Origin of the sequence: Bacteroides sp. B1-V-101 (assembly GCF_023656585.1) — a bacterium.
In the GTDB taxonomy this organism is placed as follows: Bacteria; Bacteroidota; Bacteroidia; order Bacteroidales; family Bacteroidaceae; genus Bacteroides; species Bacteroides thetaiotaomicron.
In genome coordinates this window covers 1-25792 of the sequence record NZ_JAMOKH010000062.1, presented here as the reverse complement: position 1 = coordinate 25792, position 25792 = coordinate 1, and the positions used below count along the sequence as shown (strand labels likewise).

At 40.8% G+C, this 25792-nt stretch carries 16 protein-coding genes; 9 read left to right on the top strand and 7 right to left on the bottom strand.

The genetic code is table 11. The features are described 5' to 3' along the window. Positions 1 to 508: 508 nt before the first annotated feature. The 7 genes from NBH01_RS25580 to NBH01_RS25550 all read right to left on the bottom strand — a co-directional run bounded on the left by NBH01_RS25580 (position 509) and on the right by NBH01_RS25550 (position 8789). Positions 509 to 823 carry a hypothetical protein gene (locus tag NBH01_RS25580; protein ID WP_032840597.1) on the bottom strand — a complete coding sequence of 105 codons (315 nt, stop codon included), beginning with the start codon at positions 821 to 823 and terminating at the stop codon, positions 509 to 511. Positions 824 to 1307: 484 nt separating this feature from the next. Continuing rightward, positions 1308 to 1622, bottom strand: a complete 315-nt coding sequence (locus NBH01_RS25575; protein WP_008764355.1) for a nucleotidyltransferase family protein — start codon at positions 1620 to 1622, stop codon at positions 1308 to 1310. 87 nt (positions 1623 to 1709) lie between these two features. Beyond that, positions 1710 to 2801, bottom strand: a complete 1092-nt coding sequence (locus tag NBH01_RS25570) for a metallophosphoesterase (protein WP_117859953.1) — start codon at positions 2799 to 2801, stop codon at positions 1710 to 1712. 109 nt (positions 2802 to 2910) lie between these two features. Then, positions 2911 to 3174: a HEPN domain-containing protein gene (locus NBH01_RS25565; RefSeq protein ID WP_225678995.1), complete on the bottom strand. Its 264-nt coding sequence runs from the start codon at positions 3172 to 3174 to the stop codon at positions 2911 to 2913. After that, positions 3171 to 3494: a nucleotidyltransferase domain-containing protein gene (locus tag NBH01_RS25560; RefSeq protein WP_117859954.1), complete on the bottom strand. Its 324-nt coding sequence runs from the start codon at positions 3492 to 3494 to the stop codon at positions 3171 to 3173. Before NBH01_RS25560 ends, NBH01_RS25565 begins: the two co-directional genes overlap by 4 nt. 74 nt (positions 3495 to 3568) lie before the next feature. Further along, positions 3569 to 4741: a MalY/PatB family protein gene (locus NBH01_RS25555; RefSeq protein ID WP_234134288.1), complete on the bottom strand. Its 1173-nt coding sequence runs from the start codon at positions 4739 to 4741 to the stop codon at positions 3569 to 3571. Positions 4742 to 4856: 115 nt separating this feature from the next. Then, positions 4857 to 8789 (bottom strand): hybrid sensor histidine kinase/response regulator transcription factor, encoded by a 3933-nt coding sequence (locus tag NBH01_RS25550; RefSeq protein WP_225678993.1) that lies wholly within the window; start codon positions 8787 to 8789, stop codon positions 4857 to 4859. A gap of 498 nt (positions 8790 to 9287) precedes the next feature. Between NBH01_RS25550 and NBH01_RS25545 the strand changes: the two genes are divergently transcribed. The 9 genes from NBH01_RS25545 to NBH01_RS25505 all read left to right on the top strand — a co-directional run bounded on the left by NBH01_RS25545 (position 9288) and on the right by NBH01_RS25505 (position 25474). Further along, entirely contained in the window at positions 9288 to 11105 is a 1818-nt protein-coding gene (locus NBH01_RS25545) for an alpha-L-fucosidase (protein ID WP_225678992.1), read from the top strand. A gap of 261 nt (positions 11106 to 11366) precedes the next feature. Then, complete coding sequence (locus NBH01_RS25540) at positions 11367 to 14582, top strand: SusC/RagA family TonB-linked outer membrane protein (RefSeq protein WP_178068271.1); 3216 nt, start codon at positions 11367 to 11369, stop codon at positions 14580 to 14582. Between the two features lie 10 nt (positions 14583 to 14592). After that, complete coding sequence (locus tag NBH01_RS25535; RefSeq protein ID WP_250700356.1) at positions 14593 to 16515, top strand: RagB/SusD family nutrient uptake outer membrane protein; 1923 nt, start codon at positions 14593 to 14595, stop codon at positions 16513 to 16515. A gap of 33 nt (positions 16516 to 16548) precedes the next feature. Then, positions 16549 to 17811 carry a DUF5000 domain-containing lipoprotein gene (locus NBH01_RS25530; protein ID WP_011109120.1) on the top strand — a complete coding sequence of 421 codons (1263 nt, stop codon included), beginning with the start codon at positions 16549 to 16551 and terminating at the stop codon, positions 17809 to 17811. A 15-nt stretch (positions 17812 to 17826) separates the two neighbouring features. Then, positions 17827 to 19005 carry a DUF4998 domain-containing protein gene (locus NBH01_RS25525; protein ID WP_011109119.1) on the top strand — a complete coding sequence of 393 codons (1179 nt, stop codon included), beginning with the start codon at positions 17827 to 17829 and terminating at the stop codon, positions 19003 to 19005. Positions 19006 to 19377: 372 nt separating this feature from the next. Continuing rightward, positions 19378 to 20163 (top strand): Cof-type HAD-IIB family hydrolase, encoded by a 786-nt coding sequence (locus NBH01_RS25520; protein WP_008764352.1) that lies wholly within the window; start codon positions 19378 to 19380, stop codon positions 20161 to 20163. Positions 20164 to 20207: 44 nt separating this feature from the next. Next, the gene (locus NBH01_RS25515; protein ID WP_234134289.1) at positions 20208 to 22205 is read left to right on the top strand and encodes a tetratricopeptide repeat protein; all 1998 of its coding nucleotides are present in this window, start codon (positions 20208 to 20210) and stop codon (positions 22203 to 22205) included. Positions 22206 to 22325: 120 nt separating this feature from the next. After that, on the top strand, positions 22326 to 24842 hold the full coding sequence (locus NBH01_RS25510) for an AsmA family protein (protein WP_250700355.1): 2517 nt from the start codon (positions 22326 to 22328) through the stop codon (positions 24840 to 24842). 17 nt (positions 24843 to 24859) lie between these two features. Beyond that, a complete protein-coding gene (locus NBH01_RS25505; protein WP_008761010.1) occupies positions 24860 to 25474 on the top strand; it encodes an L-threonylcarbamoyladenylate synthase in 615 nt (204 codons plus the stop codon). The last annotated feature ends 318 nt before the right edge of the window (positions 25475 to 25792 follow it).

Sequence of the window (25792 nt, the reverse complement as noted above, 5' to 3'; positions counted from 1 at the left end):
TCGAACGATAGAAATCGCCAAGAAGTTCAAGCTGATAAGGACTAAAGGTCATGTCACTCTTTTTCATCTTTTATTCATTTTAGTTGATACTTATAGTAGTCAACCAAATCCAGGGTAAGACACTTGACCACACGATCTGATTGACTTAACCGTATCAACTGTTCCGATTCACCTGTTCTTTCAAGTAGCACTAAATCATCTATTGCTCAATAATACATCATTTATCAGGTATTAATACCTGATTTCTCAATTATTAAGACCTGAGATGTCAATCGTTAATAGTTGACAAATCAACCATTAACATCCTACAAATCAAAAGATAGCATTGAACAAACACTTACTAACACGATTTGACAGAGTGAGAGCAACCGCTTGCTCTCATACTTGCCACCACGCCTGCTATCATAGCCAAAACTACGATGAATAAAGGGATACAAGCAAATTGTTAGAGCGTGAGAGCAAAACTGCTATTAAATCACTGTGGAGAAAATCCAGAATCAACCTATTCTCAACCATCCGACTTCTCTAGTTCCAATCGTAATTCTTTTAATGCCTTGATTTCCATAGTATTCTGAACATATATGCGTGTCAACACCAAACGAGTCATAACACGACTTGAACAAACATATTCATCATCTACGAACTCATCAATGAGGACATCAAGGAAACAGAGAGTACATTTAAGTTCATGTTTTGATAGTTTATCAATGCTTTCAATTTGTCCAAAGCTAGGCCAATTGTCTTTAAGAAAGGCAAGTTTGTCGGTGGAGTCCTGTAAATCAAGCTTCATCAGGCAGGGGTAGGAACAAGTAGGATCATCCATAATTTTCTGTTTTTTCATTTGTGTGTTCCCGTATGCCCCAAAGAAAAAAGGCGCGGAAACTATTACTACATTATCCTCTAGAAGGCTCTGGTAAGCCCGTGCTCGAATAATAAGTAATAGCTCCACGCCCATGAGGTATATAACAAATTTATATACAACAGAGACGTGGAGACCGGTTACTTATTATCTGCAAGCACAAAAATTTACCAGATTTTCTAGAGCAGATAATAAAAACGCTATCTCCAAAATAAAAAAGCGTAGCTCCTTTGCGGAGATACGCTACAAATATAGTTATATTTTCTGATATTGATACTTTGGTGTGTACTATTTCGCCATCTGATTCAGACGAAATACCGCCATATCGCTGTTTGTTCCGTTTCAATAATCAGATCGATAAACATATAACAAGTTAAGAAGAGAAAAGAGTTACAGAGTCTGAATAGTCTAATTTATTCTTTTAGTAATTCATCGTCTAAAATATCTTTCATAATACGATTCCTTCATTAGTGACATTAATATAAAAAGGTGTTTTGAACGGACGGTTTTCCCAAAGTTTTTTCAGCATAACCATCGGACTGATAGATATACCGGTTTTCAGTTCAAGTTCGTAAAGGGGTAAAGTAATCGCCTCTTCCTCTTTCAAAGTTATTTTCTCTCCATCAAGCAAGATGAGTAAATCAATATCACTGTCACTGCGTGCCTCATTCCTCGCTTGAGAACCATATAATATGGTCTTAGCGGTAGGAGCAACATGACGGATAATATCCTTGATTTGTTCGATCACTTCTGTTCGTCTCATAACTTCTTAATCTATTGATTATATGCAAATATACTCGATTCTTTTCAATTCTCAACACACCCAAGAACGCTTTTTATTATATTCTCACTATTTCGCCATCTGATTCAGACGAAATACCGCCATATCGCTATTTGTTCCTATTCTGAAAGGAGGCCCCCAAAGAGATAATCCGCTGGAAACATAGATATGTGATTGGGTCCACTTGCGATAGCCGTGACTCTGTTCATATATCCTGTCTGTAACCCAACTTATAGGCCATATCTGTCCATGATGCGTATGTCCGCTGAATTGCAGGTCTATTCCCAAAGAATCTGTTTTAGCCAGGTTGTAGGGTTGATGATCTAAAAGAATGATAGGTTTACTACGATCCGCTTGCTTTAATAAGGTAGGCAGGGAATGACGAGAACGGTTGGAACGGTCGTCACGTCCGATGATCTGCACACCGTTAGGCAATGTTACTACGGAATCACGCAATAGTTGTATGGGAGTATCTTTCAAGAAGCGGACGCTTTCATCAATACCGCTGATGTATTCATGATTGCCCGGAACCATATAAATGCCCAAGGGAGCTTTCAGCTGTGCCAGTTCTTCCGCCATATTCTCCTTATATAATGGGGTAAGACTATTATCTATCAAATCTCCACCGATAAGTATAAGGTCGGGATGCTGCGCATTTATCATATCTACATATTCTTTCAGCATGGCTTTTCCCGTGCCATACCCTAAATGGACGTCACTCACGGCTACGATATTGATTCCGTTACCTTCTATCGGCTTATCAAGGGAGACATCAATCTTATTGACCTGCGGATGACGGTAATTATAATAACCGTACAGAAGCAGACAGCAAGTCGCTCCCAACGCATAATAGAAACCGTGATTTAGTGACGGCACAAATATCTTCGTCACATCCGCTATCAACAAAGCAAAAATCATGTACAGTGTAAACACCAGCCATACCGAACCGATGTGAAACATGGATTTCGACAGGATGACAGGCATATCTATATGACGGGTCAGCATAGCTATCACCAACGAGAAAGCTACCAGCCAATAGATGACAGACAACAGAATCTTCATAGCCAGCGAGAAGCCGGAAAGCATCTGTAATGCACGGATAAAGATATAAACATTGCCACCGACATAGGCAAGTAGGAATATCAGGAAGAATATTCGCATAATCGTTATAAATTCGACAGAATTAATGATAGAATTAAATTACACCTCCGTTAACAGGACTTCTATTGTATCAATAAGTTCTCTTGCCGGAGCCTTTATGGTAGCTATTTCATCCTCCCAAACGCGTACTCACCTTACCCGTCTTCACATAATTCAGACCAAAGCATGCTATTAATCCATCATGCGTCTTACACGATAACCCACTATTTATCAGTAGAGCTTGAACAGCATGGAAGCAAGCATAATAATATCTATTGGAAGCAATATCCCAATATTTCATTTCATACATCTCATCGGCTTGTTTCAGAAATGTTTTAGCTTTTTCCATTTGCAACACTACAAGCGAGTTACGTTCTTCATCTGTCAGTTTCATATCAATTCGATTCCTTCCTGTTCTACATTTTTATAAAAAGGAGTGATACAACTCGCAGCCCATTCTTTCATTGTATACATAATTGGATTTATCCTTTCTCCAAGGTCCCATCCAAGCATCGTTAAAGGAAAGCTCACTTCATCATAATCAGACGGTTCTAATTTTTCCTTATTCAACAGGATTAATATGTCCCAATCTGAATCTACTTGTGCGTCACCCCGCGCCTGGGAACCAAACAATAATGCCTTCCCTTCTTTTGGCAAGTGTTCGGCTAATGACCGCTTAATGGAGTCTAATACTCTATTTGCATGACTTTTCATATTCTTTTCCTTTAGTCCTCTTTTTACAAAGATAGAATTTTACGTATAAGAAGCCAACTTTTCCCGGAAAAAGTTCATTTCAAATCAGTTACAGCTCGTTCCAATTGCCTCAAAGCCTTCTCCAGCGTAGCACGCGGACAGGCAACATTCAACCGCATAAACCCTTCACCTTCTTTGCCGAACGTCGTTCCTTCATTCAAAGCCAAGTGGGCATCTTCTACAAACAGGCGATTCAGTTCCTCCTGATTTAACCCCAGCTCACGACAGTCTAAAAAGATTAGGTAGGATGCTTGCGGACGAATCATTCTGATGGCAGGAATCCGCTCTTTCAGATAACTTTCCGTGAAGTCAATATTTCCTTTGATATAGGCAACGACCTGATCCAGCCATTCAGTACCATGACTGTAGGCTGCCGCTACGCTGAGATAAGCGAATAAGTGTCCTTCGGAGAACTCGCTCGCTTCCATATATACCTGGAACTGATGACGAAGTTCGTCATTCTCAATGATTGCATACGAACTTGCCAGTCCGGGCATATTGAACGCTTTGCTCGGAGACATAAAGACAAGGGAGTTCATCCGTGCTTTCTCAGAAATCAAAGCAAAAGTAGGATGCTTGTAAGGAGGCAGGGTCAAGTCGGCATGAATCTCGTCAGAGATTACTAATGTACCGTTCTCATAGCAGATGTCAGCGATCTGCGACAGTTCTTCTTTGGTCCATACACGTCCGCCCGGATTATGGGGATTGCTCAGAATAAGCAGCTTGCATCCCTGCACATCTTTGCGGAAACGGTCGAAATCAATATGATATTGTCCGTCTTTCAATACCAGCGGACTGTACACCACTTCACGTTCGTTCTTCTGCGTCACGAGAAAGAAAGGATGGTATACAGGAGGCATGACCATCACCTTATCCCCTTTCTCCGTGAAACAATGGATAGCAAATGCCAGTCCGCGGACAATGCCGGGAGTAAACGTCAGCATATCCTCACGAATCTCCCAGCCATGCCGTTCTTTCAGCCAGTTGATAATGGATTCGGCCCATTCTTTGCAGGCAAATGTATAGCCTAGCACTTCATGGTCCAGACGTTTCTTCAAGGCGTCGATTACAAAAGGGGCTGTGCGGAAATCCATATCAGCCACCCACATCGGAATCAAGTCATTACGCCCCCAACGGCGTTCTACGGCATCCCATTTTACGGAGTCCGTACCGTTACGGTTTATTATTTCATCAAAATTATAGTTCATACTGCATGAGGTTTTTATGTATCTTGAAGCAAAAGTACACAAAAACTCCGAGTTTGTATCTTAAAACTCTGTAACAGACGTTTTCAAGCCGATTCTTTTAATATATACCGGCACTCTATTCCTTTTTTTTCTGCCTGCTCCTATAGGCTGTCGGAGTTTCTCCGGTATATTGTTTAAATGCTGTACTGAAATAACTGATAGTAGTAAATCCTACTTTCTCTGAAATATCCGTAAATGTAAAATCTGTAGCAGTAATCAGCAGAATCGCCTTTTCCATCCTGATTTTATTAATATATTCATTTAGACCAATGCCTGTCAGTGCCTTCAATTTCGTATAAAGCGAAGCACGACTCATCCCTACCTCCTTACAAATGAAAGACACATCCAGTTTCGTATCACTCAAATTCTCCTGAATGATTCTATTCAATTTCACCAAAAACGTTTCATCTGCCAAACTGAAAGTAGTTTCCTCCGGAGCTGGTATTAATCCAGCATCCAGGTATCTCTTCTTTGTATATTCACGATTTTTCAAACGATTCCGGATTAACTCCATCAACATTTCTATTTCGAAAGGTTTAGTAAGGTAGCCATCCGCTCCATTTTTATAACCGCTAATCTGACTTTCCTTATCATCTCTAGCCGTCAACAAAATAATAGGGATATGACTGACAGCAAGGTCTTCTTTAATACCTTTACAAAGTTCATATCCATTCATTCGTGGCATCATCACATCACTGACAATAATGTCTGGTGTATAACTCTTTACCAACTGAAGCGCCTCCACTCCATCAGAAGCTATCAACACCTTTTTAAAATATTCACTCAATGCCTTACTAAAAAAGTCCGTCAGATCCGAATTATCATCCACAACCAAAATCGTATACGAAGTTGTATCAAATTCCTCTCCTTTACTGATATGTTCACTATCATCGTTGCTCATCAACTCATTCAAATAAGCTTTCGGTTGACAAACAATCTCTTCAGCATCCTGCCTCAACGGCAGTTCGAAGAAAAATGTGGCACCTGTTTCCTGATTATCCCGGGCACCAATGGAGCCGCCATGCAATTCAACCAATATTTTAGAATATGACAACCCGATTCCTGTCCCGTTTTGTTCTTTAGTGCCCTGATAAAATCTGGTAAAGAGCTTTCGTGTATCCACATTTTCCAATCCGCTTCCCTGATCAATGACAGATACGCGCACTCTTTTTCTTTCAGAAATCAATTCCGAAACAATAGTTATCTCTGTATGTTGCGGACTGTGTTTCAAGGCATTAATCAGCAAATTGCTTAGAATAATCTCACACTTGTTTTTATCAAAACTGACTGCTTCTATTCGTGAATCAAACCGATAACTGATATGTACACTTTTTGCCTCTCCCTCGCTGATAAAGTCTTGTGATACATGCTTGATCCATTCGTTTAGCGGCTGTGGTTCTATTTGTAACCGACTTTCACCTACCTCCATTTTACGTACATCAAGCACCATATTTATCAGATTTTTCATCCGCTGTGACTGTCGATAAATAGCCTTTATCGGCAAATATTGGGCATCTTGAGGAGAAAGCGATTTCAATATTTGCTTGAGAGGTGCATAGATCAGTGTCAAAGGTGTGCGCAACTCATGACTTATATTAATCAAAAAACGAACTTTTTCTTCATACGTTTTTTGCTCGTGTTCCTTCATTTCCCATCGTAGCTTTTCCTCCTTACGTTTCAACACTTTTCGCACACTTTCAATGACAATGACAGCTACCAATAGAATACAACCCAATATAAACCACCATGTCTTATACCATGGAGGAGAAATTGTCAGTTGTAACAATTGTTGAGCAGGCACCCAACTACCGTCTTTAGTGGTACAAGAAGCCATAATCTGATAATTACCCGGAGGAAGCGCACGCATAGTCAGTTCCGGACTATATGATTCAACAAGCTGCTCATCCAGCCCTTTTATCTGAAACCGATACACCTTCTGTCTGAAGATATCTTCTTCTTTCGCCATGACATGAATGACAATATTACTATTCCATGGCACGGAAAGCTTTCTTATACCATCATACAATTTATTGTTCGCAGGTTCTCCATTGATTATGATATCTGATAATTGTAATTGCGGATTCGTATTTCTCAATGGTAGCTTACCATCAATATGAAGCAATCCTTTGACCCCTCCCATATAAATATCACCCTTCTGACTTAACAAACGAGCTTCTGGAAAGTATTCATTCGGAACAGCTCCATCCGTTTCACCGAATAATGCCATCTTCTCCTCGGCTATGGACCATGCAAACAGTCGGTTTTCAGCACCAACCCAAATCTTTCCTTTTTGATCACAAATCAATGAAGAAACCTCTATAAATAATGAAGTAGAAATCATTTTTTGTTTCTGTGTCGCTGGATGATAACTCACCAAACCTAAATTACTCCCGATCCAAAAACAGCCACTCTCATCCATGGATACTGAATTTATATTCATATCATCCTGAGCAGTAAACAACACTCTCAGCTTATTACTATGATTATCCAACTCATAAATATGTTTTATATCGTTCAAATAAGTTGAATGCCCATCACAAGCAATTGCTTTCAAGGACCCCTCAATAATATTTATGCCTTTTTCTTCGGAAACAATAGAAAACTGCTTCTCCTTCAAATGATAACAATACACGTGATTGCCCAACAGCAATATCGTGTTGGGAGTATTCCGATAAACATTGACCGTATTTCCGTGAAGACATAAACGTTCATTGACTTCTTTATCAATAATAGTAAATGGTTGTTTATTTCCTGTGACCGGATCAAAAATAAATATCCCTTGTGCAAATATAGACAACAATAATTTCCCGGAAGCAAAGCCACAAATAGAAGCAACTTTATCTCCCAAAGTAGAAGGATAATGTGTAAACTCTCCGGCCAGGGAGTTAAAACAATTAATTCCACCTCCATTTGTTCCCACCCAGATATGACCTGATTCCTGCTGACATAAACTCAATACTATATTGTCACTTAAACCTTGTTTATTATTCGGCAACGCATCTGTGTATGCCTGCATATATACCTCACGAACACTAATCAAACCACTATAAATACTCCCAATCCATATATTATTATTTTGATCATTATAAAGACAGATGATTGAGTTATTAGGAAGTGATGAATTGACTTTTCCGGGGATATGCTTTAAGGAGGAAAACTGCTGAGTCTCAGGATTGAGTATATTAATGCCTCCCCCGTCTGTCCCAAGCCATATTTGCCCTTTACGTTCAACAATACTCAATATGATATCATTACTAAGAGAGGAATTACGGGTTGTATAAAGTGCAATCTGCTTTCCATCACGGGTAAAACAACGCAGTCCGACATTATAAGAAGCAACCCACACTCTTTGTTTGGAATCAACAAGCATACCCGTAATTTCTTTTTCTGCCCCAAAAGGCGCTCGTCTGTATTCGCCTGATTGAAGATCAACCAAATACATCCCTTGCCAACGACTGCAACATAGTATCGTATGAGAATCTATCAAACCCAAAGCGGTAATATTAAAGTTCTGCTCCGATTTAAATTCGTAGATTTTCCGTATACAAGATTCTTTATAACTATAGTGATAGATTTTCCCTTGTCCACCGAATAAAATTCCTTCAGGGGTCCGGCAAACAGAATAAGCAATCAAATTTTCACCTTTCTCATCCGTCTGCAAAAGAAAGTCATCACTCTGATATCGATAAAGTGAAATTCCCTTATCTGTTAATATCCAAAGATTCCCCTGCTCTCCTCTCGCAATCTGATAAATTTGATTACCGGGAAGTGAATTAGACAGGGATGAGTTATGGATATATTTTTTAAGTTCCTGTCCATCAAATCTTCCCAAGCCTGATCTTGTTCCCATCCAGACGAAGCCACGATTATCTGCTGCAATGCAATGTACAGTTGAAGGTAATCCAGCCTTTAATGAGATTTGTTTGTAGTAATAATGTTCTGCCCGAAGAGGATATGAAAAGAACATCTGTACAATAGATACTATGAGCAATAGTTTTGTTGCGTTCATTATAGTCAGATTATAAGATTCAGTTTTCAAAGATACTACATTTAAGAGAAAATATTACCAGAAAAAGAGAAAAAGTATCTTCTGCTCTATCTCACAAACACTGCTATGTCAAAAAGAAAACGCATCACACAAAAAAGAATACTTTCCATTCTAACAACTTCTTATTTTTACTATATAACAACAGATTCTCCGATGAAATGGGGCTAATTAGTGATTTTTGAAAATAAATTAGTGATTTTTGAAACATACTGCACCATTCATTCTCCTACTTTTGCAGCACACATCAAGTTGAATAAATACTCTATAATACATATGAAAAGATTTACACTATTAAATGACCTATCATTTTTCAATTTTTACGATTTGCATTTTCTCTGGATACGAAATATGCAAATAAGAACTTAACATTACCCCCAAAATTCCACTATCTAGCGGCATTGGTGCTGGATAGTGGAAATTTTCTCCTAAAAATAGCAATTTCAATTAATACTATGACCTATGAACAAACTACTGACCTCTTTTATATTATTCTCCATTATTACTTTGGGAGGACAGGCGCAAAAGAAAGAAAACTATTATGTAAAACACGTAGAGTTTCCCTTGAATGCCACTCTTGAACAAAAAATCGATATGGCTGCACGTTTGGTTCCAACGCCTCAACAAGTAGTCTGGCAACAAATGGAACTGACGGCTTTCCTTCATTTCAGTATAAACGCCTTTACCGGACGTGAATGGGGAGATGGAAAGGAAGACCCCAATCTCTTTAATCCTACAGAATTGGATGCAGAACAATGGGTAAGCAACTTGAAAGAAGCAGGTTTCAAAATGGTGATTCTGACAGCCAAGCACCATGACGGTTTCTGCTTATGGCCTACAGCTACGACCAAGCATTCCGTAGCGTCTTCCAGTTGGAAAAACGGACAAGGCGACGTAGTAAAAGAACTTCGAAAGGCATGCAAAAAATATGGCATGAGGTTTGGACTATACCTCTCTCCATGGGATCGAAATGCTGAATGTTATGGAGATTCCCCTCGATATAATAAGTTTTTTATCCGCCAACTAACCGAATTGCTAACTAACTATGGAGAAGTACACGAAGTGTGGTTTGACGGGGCAAACGGAGAAGGTCCAAACGGAAAAAAACAAGTATATGACTGGGATACCGTCTATGAAACCATCCACCGGTTACAACCCAAAGCAGTAATGGCAATTATGGGAGATGATATTCGCTGGGTAGGCAACGAAAGCGGATTAGGTCGTGAAACAGAATGGAGCACCACCGTGTTAACTCCAGAGATATATGCCCGTGCTGACAAGAATAATAAGAAATTAGGAATCAATGGACAGTCAAATGATTTAGGAAGCCGCAAGATGTTGGAGAAAGCGACAGAGTTATTTTGGTATCCCTCGGAAGTAGATGTTTCCATACGCCCGGGATGGTTCTATCATAAAGAAGAAGATAATAAAGTGAAGTCATTGAAACATCTCGCAGATATTTATTTCCAATCGGTAGGATACAATTCTGTACTTCTGCTGAATATACCACCAGACCATAGAGGCTTAATTCATGAAGCAGACGTACAACGTCTGAAAGAGTTTGCTGCTTACCGAAAACAAGTATTTGCTGACAACTATGTGAAGAAAGGGAAAAAATATTGGAATACAGCTTCCGGCAATGAAAAGATATATCAATTAAAAGCCGGTTCAGAAATTAATGTAGTTATGCTGCAAGAAGATATAACCAAAGGACAACGGATAGAAGCATTCACCGTAGAAGCACTGACAGATAACAGCTGGAAAGAAGTGGTTAAAGGGACAACTGTAGGTTACAAACGATTGCTACGTTTTCCAACTATTAAAGCCGATCAGTTACGGATAAAGATTTTAGAATCTCGTCTGAATGCTAACATCAGCCAGGTGGCTGCTTATTATGCAGCACCTATAAAGGAAGGGAAACAAGAGGAAAACTGGAATCAGTTGCCTCGTTCAGGATGGAAAGTTATGTCTACAAAGCCATTAACGATAGATTTGCAAAAGAAGGTGACAATCAACGCCTTTACCTATGCTCCCCTAAATGCAAAGGCAAAGACAACAATGGCTTTCCGATATAAATTTTATATCAGTCTCGACGGCAAGAGTTGGAAGGAAGTACCTACCAATGGAGAATTCAGCAACATTATGCACAACCCATTGCCTCAAACGGTCTATTTCAATCAAAAAGTTCAGGCACGCTTTATCAAACTGGAAGCCACCACTCCCACTGAAATGGCTGCAGAAGTTGAACCTAATGAAATCGGAGTAACGATAGCTCCTTGATTTTACATTCATCACAAGTACTACTAAAAGCAAAAATCAGAATAGAAAAGACGCCATCTATTTTGATTTTTACACTATATAAATCTTCTTATTATCAATTTAACTCCAATGAAGGCAAAGAAAGAGAAATTAGTCTTAATGAAGATAACAGATCTTTAATATATAAGGACTGTCTATCCAAACTTATCGAAAAATTTAATTAACCACAAGATTCATGCTTATTGAAAACACAAGAATGAATTGTTAACACTTTTAATTTCTATGATTAATGAAAAACAAAATGGTGGTGGAAGAATACTACAAATATTAATCCTGTTTTGTTTGTATGGTATGTGTTTTACTCCACTCTATGCCAAACAGGATACAGCATCGCCACAACAGACAGGAAAAACTTACACGATCAAAGGTATTGTCCTGGATTTCAACAATGAGCCTATCATTGGCGCAAGTGTTTATATTCCGGGAACCAATACAGGAGTTGCCACTGATTTAGACGGAAACTTTACTTTAAAGGTACCGGCTAATACTAAAACAATTGAATTCTCTTATATCGGGTATGAAAAGAAGATCATCGAGTTCAATCCTAAAAATCTAAATGTCTTTCGCGTTGTTACCATGAAAGAAGATAGCGGGATAGCTCTAGAGGACGTAACAGTAGTAGCATTCGCCAAGCAAAAAAAAGAATCTGTATTAGGTTCAGTCTCCACTATTAAGCCTGCAGAGTTAAAAACGACTAGCAGTAACTTAACAACAGGTTTTGCTGGAAAGTTAGCTGGTGTGGTTGCTTACCAAAGAAGTGGGGAACCGGGAGAAGACAATGCAGAGTTCTTTATTCGTGGTGTAACTACTTTTGGTACAGGTAAAGCCGATCCACTGATTTTAATTGATAATGTTGAACTAACTTCTTCGGATCTGTCAAGACTGAATCCTGACGATATAGCCAGTTTTTCTGTTCTAAAAGATGCAACCGCAACCGCCCTTTACGGTGCACGTGGTGCCAATGGTGTTATCTTGGTAACGACTAAAGAAGGAACAGAAGGCAAAATGAAGTTATCATTCAGAGCAGAAAGTTCATTCTCTGCCCCGTCAAAAGAGGTAGAATTAGCAGATCCGCTAACTTTCATGAAACTTCATAACGAAGCTGCAAGGACTAGAAATCCAGGCAATGCATTACCTTATCTTGAAAGTGCAATAGCTGCCCGAGAAAAAGGATTGAATCCATATGTTTATCCTATGGTAGACTGGAAAGACATGCTTTTTAAAGATTACACAGTAAACTATCGTGGTAACATGAGCATCAGTGGTGGTGGTCGGGTAGCCCGCTACTATGTAGCCTTATCTTACTCAAGAGACAATGGTATCCTCAAACAAGTTCCTAATAATATCTTTGATAATAACATCAAGCTGAACAAATATACAGTACGTTCAAATGTAAACATCAACTTAACCAAGACGACCGAATTAGCTGTACGTATTAGTGGCACATTCGACAGTTATCAAGGACCGTTATCTGGTGGTTCTGCCATATACAGCCAAGCAATTAAAGCCAGCCCTGTTGAATTTCCTGCTATGTATGCTCCTGATGAAACGAATATTAACACCAAACATGTATTATTCGGTAACTCAGGAAGCAGTGCAAACTATCTGAACCCTTATGCAGAAATGGCCAGAGGATATAAAGAATATGAAAAAACTGTTGTTCTTGCTCAACTCGAACTTAAACAAGATTTCGGTTTCATCACCGACGGATTGAACGGACGTCTATTGGCAAATGTCACACGAAACTCTTATTATGATCTCACCCGTTCATATACTCCGTTCTATTATTCTTTAGACAGTTATGATAAGTACACGGACACATATATACTTAGCGCCTTAAATTCGGACAAAGGTACAGACTATCTATCATATAATCCAGGAAGCAAATCGGTTGACAGTTCTCTATATTTGGAAGCATCTCTATCTTATGACCGGACATTTTATAAAAAACATAATATAAGTGGAATGATGGTATATACCGTACGTGAATCAAAATCTGGAAATGCACAAACTCTACAATTATCACTCCCATCACGTAATATGGGGATAGCTGGTCGTTTCACTTATGGATATTCCGATCGTTATTATGCAGAATTCAATTTCGGCTACAACGGTTCAGAACGTTTTGACAAGAACCACCGTTGGGGATTCTTCCCATCAGGAGGGTTAGGCTGGATGGTTTCCAATGAAAAATTTTGGAAAGACAAACCTATCACAAAAGTAATTAGTTCACTAAAATTGAAAGGCTCTTATGGATTAGTAGGTAATGATAATATTTCTGACGAACGTTTCTTCTATCTATCTGAAGTTAGCATGGATGGTGATAACGGTATGGGATTCGGAACAAATTTCAATGCAAAGAACTCTAACGGTAAGATTTCCATCAAGCGTTATGCTAATCCTAAGATAGGTTGGGAAATCTCTCATAAACTAAACGTAGGATTTGAGATGAAACTATTTAAAGATCTGGAAATACAAGCCGAATATTTTAAAGAAAGAAGAACCAATATTTTGCAGACACGTGCCGATATTCCAACTCTAATGGGTTTTCAAGTCTCTCCGCAGGCAAACATTGGTGAAGCCAAAGGACATGGTGTCGATATTTCACTGGACTATTCTCATTTCTTCAACAAGAATTTATGGGCTACCATTAGAGGTAATTTTACCTATGCCAGTAGCAAGTTCTCCAAGTACGAAGAACCCGATTATTCAGCCACTCCATGGAGAAGTAAAATAGGAACGAAACTCAGCCAAGAATTCGGTCTGATTGCTGAACGTTTATTTGTAGATGAAGAAGATGTAGCAAACTCTCCTAAACAACAATTTGGAGAATATATGGCAGGAGATATCAAATACAAGGACATTAATCATGACGGAATTATTGACGAACAGGACAGAGTTCCTATTGGTTATCCTACTACTCCCGAGATTATTTACGGTTTCGGCTTCTCAATAGGATATAAAGATTTTGATTTTAACTGTTTCTTCCAAGGATCATCACGTTCTTCTTTCTTTATATCACCTGCAGATATAAGCCCTTTCATACAACCTAATGACCCGAATAATGAATTAGGAGGTAAACAGGCAACTAATGCTCTTTTGCAAATTGTCGCAGACGATCATTGGAGCGAAGCCAATCAGAACATGTATGCATTTTGGCCGCGTTTGTCAGATACTGCTATTAGTAATAATAACCAAAAAAGTACATGGTGGCTACGTGACGGGACTTTCTTGCGTATGAAATCTGCAGAAATAGGCTATACACTACCAAAGCGAATATCCAGTAAAGCCAAACTTGAAAACTTCCGTATCTACGTGAGTGGAACAAATTTGTTCAATATCTCTAAGTTTAAAACATGGGATACGGAAATGGGAGGCAATGGTCTTGGATATCCCGTTCAACGTGTATTTAATATAGGTGTTCAACTTTCACTCTAAAATTTGCTATATGAAAAAAATTATAGTATCCATATCATTTATTCTTACGGCTATACTATGCAATACATCTTGCAGTGATTACTTGGATATAGTGCCCGAAGGTACCCCGGACATGGAAACAGCCTTCAGCAACAAGACAAATGCCCGTAAGTTTCTTTTTACTTGTTATAGTTACCTGCCAAAGTGGGATCAAGCCGGTTCCATCGGCTTTCTAGCAGGTGATGAACATTGGTTAATACCCAAAGGTACCGGATTTATAGATCAACGCCTCAGTCTCAACGCTTGGGAAATCGGTCGTGGAGAACAGAACAGTAATGACCCTTATCAGAGTTATTGGGATGGCCTTAATGGAGGAACAAATCTTTGGACTGCTATACGCGACTGCAATATCTTTCTTGAAAATATTGACAAGCCTCTAGATTTACAGCAATATGAACGTAACAGATGGATTGCGGAAGTAAAATTCCTCAAAGCATACTACCACTATTATCTATTTATGCTCTATGGTCCTATCCCTATCATGGATAACAACATTTCGATAGATGCATCTGCGGAAGAGGTACGACGTTACCGGGACCCAGTGGACGATGTAGTCAACTATATTTCCAATCTACTGGATGACGCAGCTAAAGATCTGCCTCTTCAAGTCACTGATGCAGGTGAAGAACTGGGACGAATCACCCAACCAATAACTAAAGCGGTAAAAGCACAATTGTGGTTATTGGCTGCTAGTCCTCTATTCAATGGAAATACCGATTATATCAACGTAAAAGATAATCAAGGAAGAAGTCTTTTTCCCTCTGAAACAGATAATAACAAATGGAAACAGGCTGCAGACGCAGCTTTAGACGCCATAAAGTGCGCCAAAGAAGCCGGACATGACCTTTACTATTTCACTCTGCCCGTTAACGGACTTTCGGATGCTACACGCAAGTTACTTGATATCGGTGAAGCAGTTACAGAGAAATGGAATACGGAAATTATATGGGGAAGTACATGGAACGTCAACGGATTACAAAAGGTAGCAGTAGCCAAAACGACTAAGGGCAGTCACTACGATGCAATATCTGTAATGGCTCCGACCTTAACTGTTGCCGAACAGTTTTATTCCTCTAACGGTGTTCCCATCTCCGAAGATAAAGGAGACTTTTGGTCGAAAAACTACCCAAATCGGTATGATTTCACTATCATTCCTGATGAAGGAAATAATAAGCATTATCTCAAAATCGGTGAAGAAACGGCGTATCTTCACCTCAACCGAGAGCCACGCTTTTATGCTAACCTATCATTCGATCGGGGAACATGGTACGGCTACGGTTATGCCAGTGATGAACCGAAAGATCTGGCTTTCTATAAATTTCGCGCTAAAGAAGTTTCTGGTCGTATTACTTCCGAAGACTATTCATATACTGGATATTTAAACAAAAAAGTATGTAGCTATAAAACTAGTGTGACTGATAACGGTCTGTCAACGGAACGTTATGCATTTCCGATTATTCGTCTTGCTGATCTGTATCTGATGTATGCGGAAGCACTGAATGAAACGCTCAACACCCCTAACAACGATGTTTATACCTATATTGACTTAGTGCGTGAGCGCGCTGGTCTTGACGGAGTAAAGGAATCCTGGCAAAAATATTCAAAGTATCCTGAAAAGCCAAACACGAAAACAGGTATGCGTGAAATCATTCGTATGGAACGCTTAAATGAACTAGCTTGTGAAGGAAAACGCTTTTGGGATTTACGTCGTTGGAAGAAGGAACTTCCTCGTGAAGTGAAGGGGTGGTATGTACAAGGAGAAACAGCACAAGAATTTTACCGTGTCACTACGCTTTATCTACGTTCGAGATACAGTTTTAAAGATTACTTGTGGCCCTTAAAAGTAGAAACTGTATTGAAAGATCCGAACCTGGGACAGAATCCGGGTTGGTAATCACCGTATTCATGTTATAAAATAACTGGAAAGATGAAAAAAATAAATTATATATTAAAGCTGACAAAATATATGTCTGCGACTTTAATTGGTATACTGTGTCTTACAGGATGCGGACAAGACGACAGAATTGGACTTGACGCGACTGACAATATAGCACCGGGATTGCCTAGCAATATAAAAGTAGAAAATATTAACGGTGGAGCTATCATCAGCTACACTCCTCCTAAAGATGACGATCTCCTATGTGTAGTAGCTTCTTATATGATCAATGGAAAAGAAAGAACTACTAAAGCCTCTCCTTATGTAAACAAACTTACAGTAGAAGGGTTCGGCAAAGTGGGTGACTATCAAGTGACTCTAAAGAGTATAGATAAAAGCAGGAACGAATCTGAACCACTTTCGGTAACGATAAGCCCGTTGACTCCACCCGTCGAATTTATTTATAATTCTCTGAAAGTCGAAAATAGTTTTGGCGGGGTTAGTCTGACTTGGGAAAATCCAACAAGGGAAAACATTATTTTAGAAGTGTTTAAAAAAGATGATGGGGAATGGATATCTCTGGAAAATTTCTATTCTAGTGTACTAAACGGAGTAGCCAAAATCCGTAATTTGGCTGCAGAACCAATAACACTAGGATATAGAATTCAAGATCGCTGGGAGAACTATTCTCAGATGCTGGAAAAGGAAAGTACGCCTTTGTATGAAGAAGAACTGTCTAAATCTTTATTCAAGGAAGTTAATCCATTACCTGGTGATTGTGAAGCAATGTCCGGTTTGCCAATACGAAATATATGGCAAGGTGATTACAACATGGAATGTTTCCATAATATTACGAATACGACAAACCCTGCAATTGGAAGGACGATAACTTTTGACATGGGACAGGTAGCCAAAGTCAGTCGTTTTAAAATGTATCAGCGTAGAGGAAATGATCCAGTTAATGTATGGGCTTATGACCATAACAATTTAAAAAAATATGTTATCTATGGTTGTGAAGCACTTACGGATAATATGTATCTAGGAGGTGAAGTAAAAGAAGATGGCATCAAATATCCTACGTTCGAAGGATGGACAAAAATCATGGAAGTAGAGTGTTATAAACCTTCTGGAAGCGATAACCCTACGAAAACAAATGAAGATTTAGAATATATTGAAAACGGTGACGAACATGAGATTCCACTAGATGCACCCAATTTCCGTTACATTCGAATTTACATGCTTGAGAATTGGAGTGGAGGTACTTATGCACAGATCGGTGAAATGACCTTTTGGGGGCAACCTATCGGGAAATAACTTAATAATTAGATTATGAAAAATATTATAAACTATATAGTTTGCAGCATGCTAATTCTCGGAATAGCTGCTTGCGGAGATATGTATGATGTACACGAAAAGTATCTTAAAATGGGTGAAGAGACCTATCTCGGAATCGCCAGTGATTTGGAAGCGAACAGCGGTTTCAACCGTATTGAATTGAAATGGAAACTAAATGCTGATCCTCGAATCAATGCCAGTATCATTTCTTGGGAAGGATGCGAAACTCCAATTGAGGTACCCATCTCTGCAGATCGTGATATCAATGATTATATCTCAAAGATAATTGATCTTCCAGAAGGGAAATATATCTTTTCGATAATAAATAAGAGTGAAACGGGAAAAGAATCTCTGATACAAACCATTTCCGGTGAAGTATATGGGTCTTCCTATCAAGCTGGGTTATCCGCACAAGGAATCAACTCTATGGAAGCGACACTGTCGAAAGGAGTTACCATTAAATGGGCTCCTATGGAAGGATGTACAAAAACGATGTTTACTTATACCAACAACGAAGGCAGCGAAAAAACAATCACTTTGATGGAAGGAGCAACAACTTCTATCATACCAGATGCCGTACTTGATACAGAGTTTAAAGTAACTTCTTATTTTAAACCTTCAGAGGAGGCTATTGACGAAATTCCATCATTAGAAAAAGTTGTGAGTTTTCCAACCTATTATACTGTATCAAAAGAAGAGTGGGACGAGATTCATAACCAATATATCGATGTGGACAGGACAGGATGGGGAGTTGAGGCTAACACAGAAGAATTGACCGGTGAAGGAGCCGTAAACGGGCATAAAGAAGCATTAATTGATGGTAATTTAAATACTTTCTGGCATTCACAATGGGATGGTGAAGGGAAGAATCCACCATTGCCACATATAATCATATTTGATATGCAACAAACACAAAACATTCTATCAATAGAATTGGCTAGGCGCCAAAATAACCTTGATTTAAAAGCAGTCATGTTCAGCATCAGTGATGACAAAGAAAACTGGACAGAATTAGGAAAATTAGATTTTCCTAATGATAAGGTTCCTAATGCACAAATTATCTTATTACCAAAGGCTATAAGTGGAAGATATTTCCGTACTACAGTGACCGACAGCAACAATGGCGTAAATGCAAGTATTGCAGAGATTATGTTTACAATGGGAAAAAAATAATAGCAGTCGGTGATTAAATCAAGTGGGAAGAAAAAGTATTTTCTTCCCACTTCTATTTTCAGACAAGAAAAGATACATATACCATACAGTTTTATACAGAATCAGACTACTTTTCTGCATATTATTACGTCTATTTATACAGTTTAATCTCCAGTTTATTAGTTTTTGAGCTATTTTTTCCTACAGCAATCTTAAAAACAGAACATTTCGATAATAAGAATAATATGGAACCATAGCACAAATATATAAAATTGATCAGGCAGAAGGAAGTGAGACGATTATATTATCACGAAATTGTACCTGTTCATTAGGTTTATATAACCGAAAAGAATTATCTTTGCTACATATCAACAGTTGGACTAAAAGGAATTTATGACGAAAGCTTTATTTTTTGATATAGACGGAACGCTGGTTAGTTTCGAAACACACCGTATCCCGTCTTCTACCATTGAGGCATTGGAAGCCGCCCACGCAAAAGGGCTTAAAATATTTATCGCTACCGGACGCCCGAAAGCCATTATCAACAATCTTTCCGAATTGCAGGACCGGAACCTGATCGATGGATATATAACCATGAACGGAGCCTATTGTTTTGTCGGAGAAGAAGTAATTTATAAAAGTGCCATCCCACAGGAAGAAGTAAAAGCAATGGCCGCTTTCTGCGAAAAGAAAGGAGTCCCCTGCATCTTCGTAGAGGAGCATAATATCTCTGTTTGCCAACCGAATGAGATGGTGAAGAAGATCTTTTATGACTTCCTGCATGTAAATGTCATCCCGACAGTTTCTTTTGAAGAAGCAAGCAATAAGGAAGTGATCCAGATGACTCCCTTCATCACGGAGGAAGAAGAAAAAGAAGTGCTTCCATCCATTCCGACTTGCGAAATAGGCCGCTGGTATCCGGCTTTTGCGGATGTCACAGCCAAAGGCGATACCAAACAGAAAGGCATCGATGAAATCATCCGGCATTTTGGCATCAAGCTGGAAGAAACGATGTCCTTCGGCGATGGAGGAAACGATATCAGCATGCTTCGCCACGCAGCTATCGGAGTCGCTATGGGGCAGGCCAAAGAGGATGTAAAAGCCGCAGCCGATTATGTGACAGCCCCCATTGATGAGGACGGCATCAGCAAGGCTATGAAACATTTCGGGATTATCTAATTCATTTATTCGGTCAGCACATCTGCTTATCCGTCACTAACTTTATGAGCGTAGACACTAATAACGCAGCTTTTCAGGACGCCCTGAATCTTATTCAGTATACCCGCCAGTCGGTTTTTCTGACCGGAAAAGCGGGTACAGGTAAATCTACATTCCTACGTTATGTCTGCGAACATACCAAGAAGAAACATGTCGTACTCGCACCTACCGGCATTGCCGCCATCAACGCCGGAGGAAGTACGATGCACAGCTTCTTCAAACTCCCTTTCTATCCGTTACTGCCGGACGATCCGAATTTAAGTCTTCAGAGAGGACGCATTCACGAGTTCTTCAAGTACACCAAACCGCACCGGAAATTACTGGAACAGATTGAACTGGTCATCATAGACGAAATCTCTATGGTACGGGCGGACCTCATTGATGCCATCGACCGCATCTTACGTGTATATTCGCATAACTTACGGGAACCTTTCGGCGGCAAACAACTGTTATTGGTAGGCGACGTTTTCCAGCTGGAACCTGTCGTAAAGAATGACGAGCGGGAGATTCTGAACCGTGCCTACCCTACTCCATACTTCTTCTCGGCAAGAGTATTCAGCCAGATCGATCTGGTATCCATCGAGCTTCAGAAAGTATACCGGCAGACTGATTCCGTCTTTGTCAGCGTTCTCGACCATATCCGTACCAACACCGCCGGAGCAGCCGACCTGCAACTGCTGAACACCCGGTACGGAAGTCATATCGAAGAATCGGAAGCCGATATGTACATCACGCTTGCCACCCGAAGGGATACGGTTGACTCGATCAATGAGAAGAAACTGGCCGAGCTGGCAGGAGAACCGATCACCTTTGAGGGAAGCATTGAAGGAGATTTCCCCGAAAGCAGTCTGCCGACCTCACAGGAACTCGTTCTGAAACCGGGTGCTCAAATCATCTTTATCAAGAATGATTTCGACCGCCGGTGGGTAAACGGTACCATCGGAGTGATTGCCGGTATCGACGAAGAAGAAGAAACGATATACGTCATCACCGATGACGGCAAGGAATGCGATGTAAAACGGGAATCATGGCGTAACATCCGCTATCGCTACAACGAAAAGACAAAAGAGATTGAAGAGGAAGTACTGGGTAGCTTCACCCAATATCCCATCCGGCTGGCCTGGGCCATTACCGTCCACAAGAGTCAGGGGCTGACTTTCAGCAGGGTAGTGATTGACTTCACGGGAGGTGTATTTGCCGGCGGACAGGCGTATGTAGCACTCAGCCGTTGTACCTCACTGGATGGCATCCAGCTCAAAAAGCCGATCAACCGGGCGGATATCTTTGTGCGTCCCGAAATCGTAAACTTTGCCGGACGGTTCAACGACCGGCAAGCCATCGACAAGGCTCTGAAACAGGCGCAGGCCGATGTTCAGTATGCCGCTGCCGCACGTGCTTTCGACAAAGGGGATATGGAAGAATGTCTGGAACAATTTTTCCGTGCCATTCACTCCCGTTATGACATAGAGAAACCTGTTCCCCGCCGATTAATCCGCCGGAAACTGGGGATTATCAATGCCTTGCAGGAGCAGAACAAAAAGCTCAAAGAGCAAATGCGGGAACAGCAGGAACGTCTGCGGCAATATGCCCACGAATATCTGCTAATGGGAAATGAATGTATTACCCAAGCCCACGACGCCCGTGCCGCCATTGCCAATTATGACAAAGCGCTCAGCCTCGACCCTAATTATATAGATGCCTGGATACGGAAAGGAATCACCCTGTTCAACAGCAAAAAGTATTTTGATGCGGAAAACTGTTTCAATACCGCTGTCAGCCTTCATCCTGCAAACTTTAAAGCTGTGTACAACCGTGGAAAACTGCGTCTGAAAATCGATAATACTGAAGGAGCAATTGCCGACCTGGACAAGGCTACAAGTCTGAAACCCGAGCATGCCGGTGCACACGAGCTTTTCGGAGATGCCCTGTTGAGAGTGGGGAAAGAAGTGGAAGCCGCCATACAATGGAGAATTGCCGAAGAACTCAGAAAGAAAAAATCATAAATAAGTTGGTAATGTATCAGAAGTCTTCTGATTGTGAAAGTTATTGAATATCATCTTACATCAAAAACTTTTTATTAACTTTGCCTTCGTATGTACGTCAAACTCTTAAAAGAAAAGCAAATGAAAAAAGGTTTGAAAATCGCAGCTATCGTTGTAGGGGTAATAATCATTCTGATGCTCCTCCTTCCTTTCGCCTTCCAAGGTAAGATAGCAGGTATTGTAAAAACAGAAGGCAACAAGATGCTCAATGCACAATTTGATTTCAAGAAACTCAACATTAGCCTGTTCCGCAACTTCCCGCAGGCTTCTGTCACTCTCGAAGATTTCTGGCTGAAAGGCGCGGGAGAATTCGCAAATGATACCCTTGTACAAGCCGGAGAGGTAACTGCCACCATCAATCTGTTCTCCCTTTTCGGAGACAGCGGTTATGACATTTCCAAAGTATTCATAGAAGATACCCGCCTGCACGCCATTGTCCTGCCGGACGGTCGTGCCAACTGGGATATCATGAAGCCCGACATGACAGACACGCAGGAAACGCCTGCCACGGAAGCAGAGTCATCTCCTTTCAAAGTCAAGTTGCAACGTTTCGTCATCAAGAACATGAATTTGATTTATGACGACCAGCAAGGTAAAATGTATGCCGACATCCGTGATTTCAACGCCCTTTGTGCCGGTGACCTGGGCAGTGACCGCACTACGCTGAAACTGGAAGCGGAAACCAAATCACTGACTTACAAGATGAATGGCATTCCTTTCCTTGCAAACGCCAACATCTCCGCCAAGATGGATGTAGACGCCGATCTTGCCAACAACAAGTATACCCTGAAAGACAATACCATTCGCCTCAACGCCATTCAGGCAGGTATCGACGGTTGGGTGGAACTGAAAGATCCCGCTATCGACATGGATCTCAAACTCAATACCAATGATGTAGGCTTCAAGGAAATACTGTCTTTGATTCCCGCCATTTACGCAACGGAATTCTCCAGTCTGAAAACAGACGGAACCGCTACTCTTGCCGCATCAGCCAAAGGTACGCTGCAAGGAGATACTGTCCCCGCATTCAACATCGACATGCAAGTCAAGAACGCTATGTTCCGTTATCCGGCATTGCCTGCAGGAGTCGATCAGATCAACATTAATGCCAACGTCCGAAATCCGGGAGGAAATATAGACCTGACCACCATCCAAATCAACCCGTTCAGTTTCCGTCTGGCAGGGAATTCTTTCAGTCTGACTGCGGACGTGAAAACACCGATCAGCGACCCCGATTTCAAAGCAGAGGCAAAAGGTACCCTCGACCTGGGTATGATCAAACAGGTATATCCTTTGGGAGATATGGAACTGAACGGAACCATCAACGCCGATATGCAAATGTCCGGACGTCTTTCTTATATAGAGAAAGAACAGTACGACAACATGAAAGCCTCCGGAACCATCGGTCTGACCAATATGAAACTGAAAATGCAGGATATGCCGGATGTGGATATCAAGAAATCACTCTTTACCTTCACCCCGAAATATCTGCAACTGAGCGAAACGACGGTCAATATCGGTAAGAACGATATTACTGCCGACAGCCGTTTCGAGAACTATATCGGCTACGCTCTGAAAGGTACCACGCTAATAGGAACGCTGAACATCCATTCCAATTATTTCAATCTGAATGATTTCATGACAGCCTCCGCAGACAGCGTGGCAACTACCGAAGCAGCTGCCACAGACTCCACGGCAATTGCCGGCGTGATAGAAGTTCCGCGCAATATCGACTTCCAGATGGACGCCAATCTGAAACAGGTGCTGTTTGACAAGATGACATTCAACAACATGAACGGTAAACTTGTTGTCAAAGACGGAAAGGTAGGTATGAAGAATCTTTCTATGGGTACTATGGGCGGCAACGTGGTGATGAATGGATATTACTCTACCGCCAATGCGAAGAAACCGGAAATGAAAGCCGGATTCAAACTGTCGGATATCAGCTTCTCACAGGCATACAAAGAACTGGATATGGTTCAGCAACTGGCTCCTATCTTTGAGAACCTGAAAGGAAACTTCTCCGGCAGCATCAATGTGCTGACCGACTTGGACGCAGCTATGAGCCCGGTACTGGAAACGATGCAAGGAGACGGCAGCTTGTCTACCCGCGACCTCAGTCTGAGTGGTGTGAAAGCAATCGACCAGATAGCCGATGCCATCAGCCAACCGAGTCTGAAAGAAATGAAAGTGAAAGATATGACACTAGATTTCACCATCAAAGACGGACGGGTGGAAACCAAACCGTTTGATATCAAAATGGGTGACTATAATCTGAATCTTTCCGGTAGCACAGGACTCGACCAGACCATCGACTACTCCGGCAAGATCAAGCTTCCGGCATCCACCGGCATTTCCAAGCTGATGACACTCGATCTGAAGATCGGCGGTTCATTCACTTCCCCGAAAGTCAGTGTCGATACAAAGAGTATGGCCAATCAGGCACTTGAATCCGTAGCCGACGAAGCAATCAGCAAACTGGGAGAAAAGCTCGGACTGGATTCTGCCACGACTGCCAACAAAGATTCCATCAAACAGAAAGTGACGGAAAAAGCTACAGAGAAAGCACTTGATTTCTTAAAGAAGAAACTTAAATAAGAAAAGGAGAAGAGAGTATGCTTCTGAAACTGTACGATAAAAACAATAACCCGCAGGACTTGCAACGGGTAACCGACATCCTGAACGACGGCGGACTGATCATCTATCCTACGGATACGATGTACGCCATCGGATGCCACGGGCTGAAAGAACGTGCTATTGAACGGATTTGCCGGATCAAAGATATTGATCCGCGCAAAAACAACCTGTCTATCATCTGCTACGATCTAAGCAGTATCAGCGAGTATGCCAAAGTGGGTAATAATGAGTTCAAGCTCATGAAGCATAATCTCCCCGGTCCGTTCACATTTATCCTGAATGGTACCAACCGGCTGCCCAAAATCTTCCGCAACCGAAAAGAGGTGGGTATCCGTATGCCGGACAACAACATCATTCGTGAAATCGCCCGCTTACTGGATGCTCCTATTATGACCACCACACTGCCATACGATGAGCATGAAGATCTGGAATATATGACCGATCCCGAACTGATTGACGAAAAGTTCGGCGATATCGTGGATCTGGTGATCGACGGAGGAATAGGAGGTATAGAACCTTCTACAGTAGTGAAGTGCACAGAAGATGAACCGGAAATTGTCCGTCAGGGAAAAGGCTGGCTGGAAGGGATTTAATCTCTGAAAATAAATCTGTTATATAAAGGAATGAGGGTGTATCAAAAGTAACTAAACTCCCCTCCTTCAGGAAGGAGGGGTGGCTGAAAGCCGGGGTGGTAGGTATACTGCATAGCTGAATATCAACAGCTTATGTGTTTACCTACCACCTCCCCCTACGGGTACTCCTCCTTCAGGAAGGAGGAGAATTTAGTAACTTTTGACACATTTACATTTGCAGTATTAAATATCACAACAAAATATAAGTGTATATTTGAAAAGTAGAGTTGCAGTGAACTAACTTTGACACTAGTCTTAAATGACTATAGGCTGAATCAG

Bases quoted from the DNA above. Each gene is read 5' to 3' on its own strand.
- NBH01_RS25560 (WP_117859954.1), bottom strand. From the start codon at position 3,494: ATGAAAAGTCATGCAAATAGAGTATTAGACTCCATTAAGCGGTCATTA.
- NBH01_RS25515 (WP_234134289.1), top strand. From the start codon at position 20,208: ATGAGCGTAGACACTAATAACGCAGCTTTTCAGGACGCCCTGAATCTT.
- NBH01_RS25545 (WP_225678992.1), top strand. From the start codon at position 9,288: ATGAACAAACTACTGACCTCTTTTATATTATTCTCCATTATTACTTTG.
- NBH01_RS25550 (WP_225678993.1), bottom strand. From the start codon at position 8,789: ATGAACGCAACAAAACTATTGCTCATAGTATCTATTGTACAGATGTTC.
- NBH01_RS25570 (WP_117859953.1), bottom strand. From the start codon at position 2,801: ATGCGAATATTCTTCCTGATATTCCTACTTGCCTATGTCGGTGGCAAT.
- NBH01_RS25565 (WP_225678995.1), bottom strand. From the start codon at position 3,174: ATGAAACTGACAGATGAAGAACGTAACTCGCTTGTAGTGTTGCAAATG.
- NBH01_RS25520 (WP_008764352.1), top strand. From the start codon at position 19,378: ATGACGAAAGCTTTATTTTTTGATATAGACGGAACGCTGGTTAGTTTC.
- NBH01_RS25510 (WP_250700355.1), top strand. From the start codon at position 22,326: ATGAAAAAAGGTTTGAAAATCGCAGCTATCGTTGTAGGGGTAATAATC.
- NBH01_RS25555 (WP_234134288.1), bottom strand. From the start codon at position 4,741: ATGAACTATAATTTTGATGAAATAATAAACCGTAACGGTACGGACTCC.
- NBH01_RS25525 (WP_011109119.1), top strand. From the start codon at position 17,827: ATGAAAAATATTATAAACTATATAGTTTGCAGCATGCTAATTCTCGGA.
- NBH01_RS25505 (WP_008761010.1), top strand. From the start codon at position 24,860: ATGCTTCTGAAACTGTACGATAAAAACAATAACCCGCAGGACTTGCAA.
- NBH01_RS25580 (WP_032840597.1), bottom strand. From the start codon at position 823: ATGGATGATCCTACTTGTTCCTACCCCTGCCTGATGAAGCTTGATTTA.
- NBH01_RS25535 (WP_250700356.1), top strand. From the start codon at position 14,593: ATGAAAAAAATTATAGTATCCATATCATTTATTCTTACGGCTATACTA.
- NBH01_RS25540 (WP_178068271.1), top strand. From the start codon at position 11,367: ATGATTAATGAAAAACAAAATGGTGGTGGAAGAATACTACAAATATTA.
- NBH01_RS25575 (WP_008764355.1), bottom strand. From the start codon at position 1,622: ATGAGACGAACAGAAGTGATCGAACAAATCAAGGATATTATCCGTCAT.
- NBH01_RS25530 (WP_011109120.1), top strand. From the start codon at position 16,549: ATGAAAAAAATAAATTATATATTAAAGCTGACAAAATATATGTCTGCG.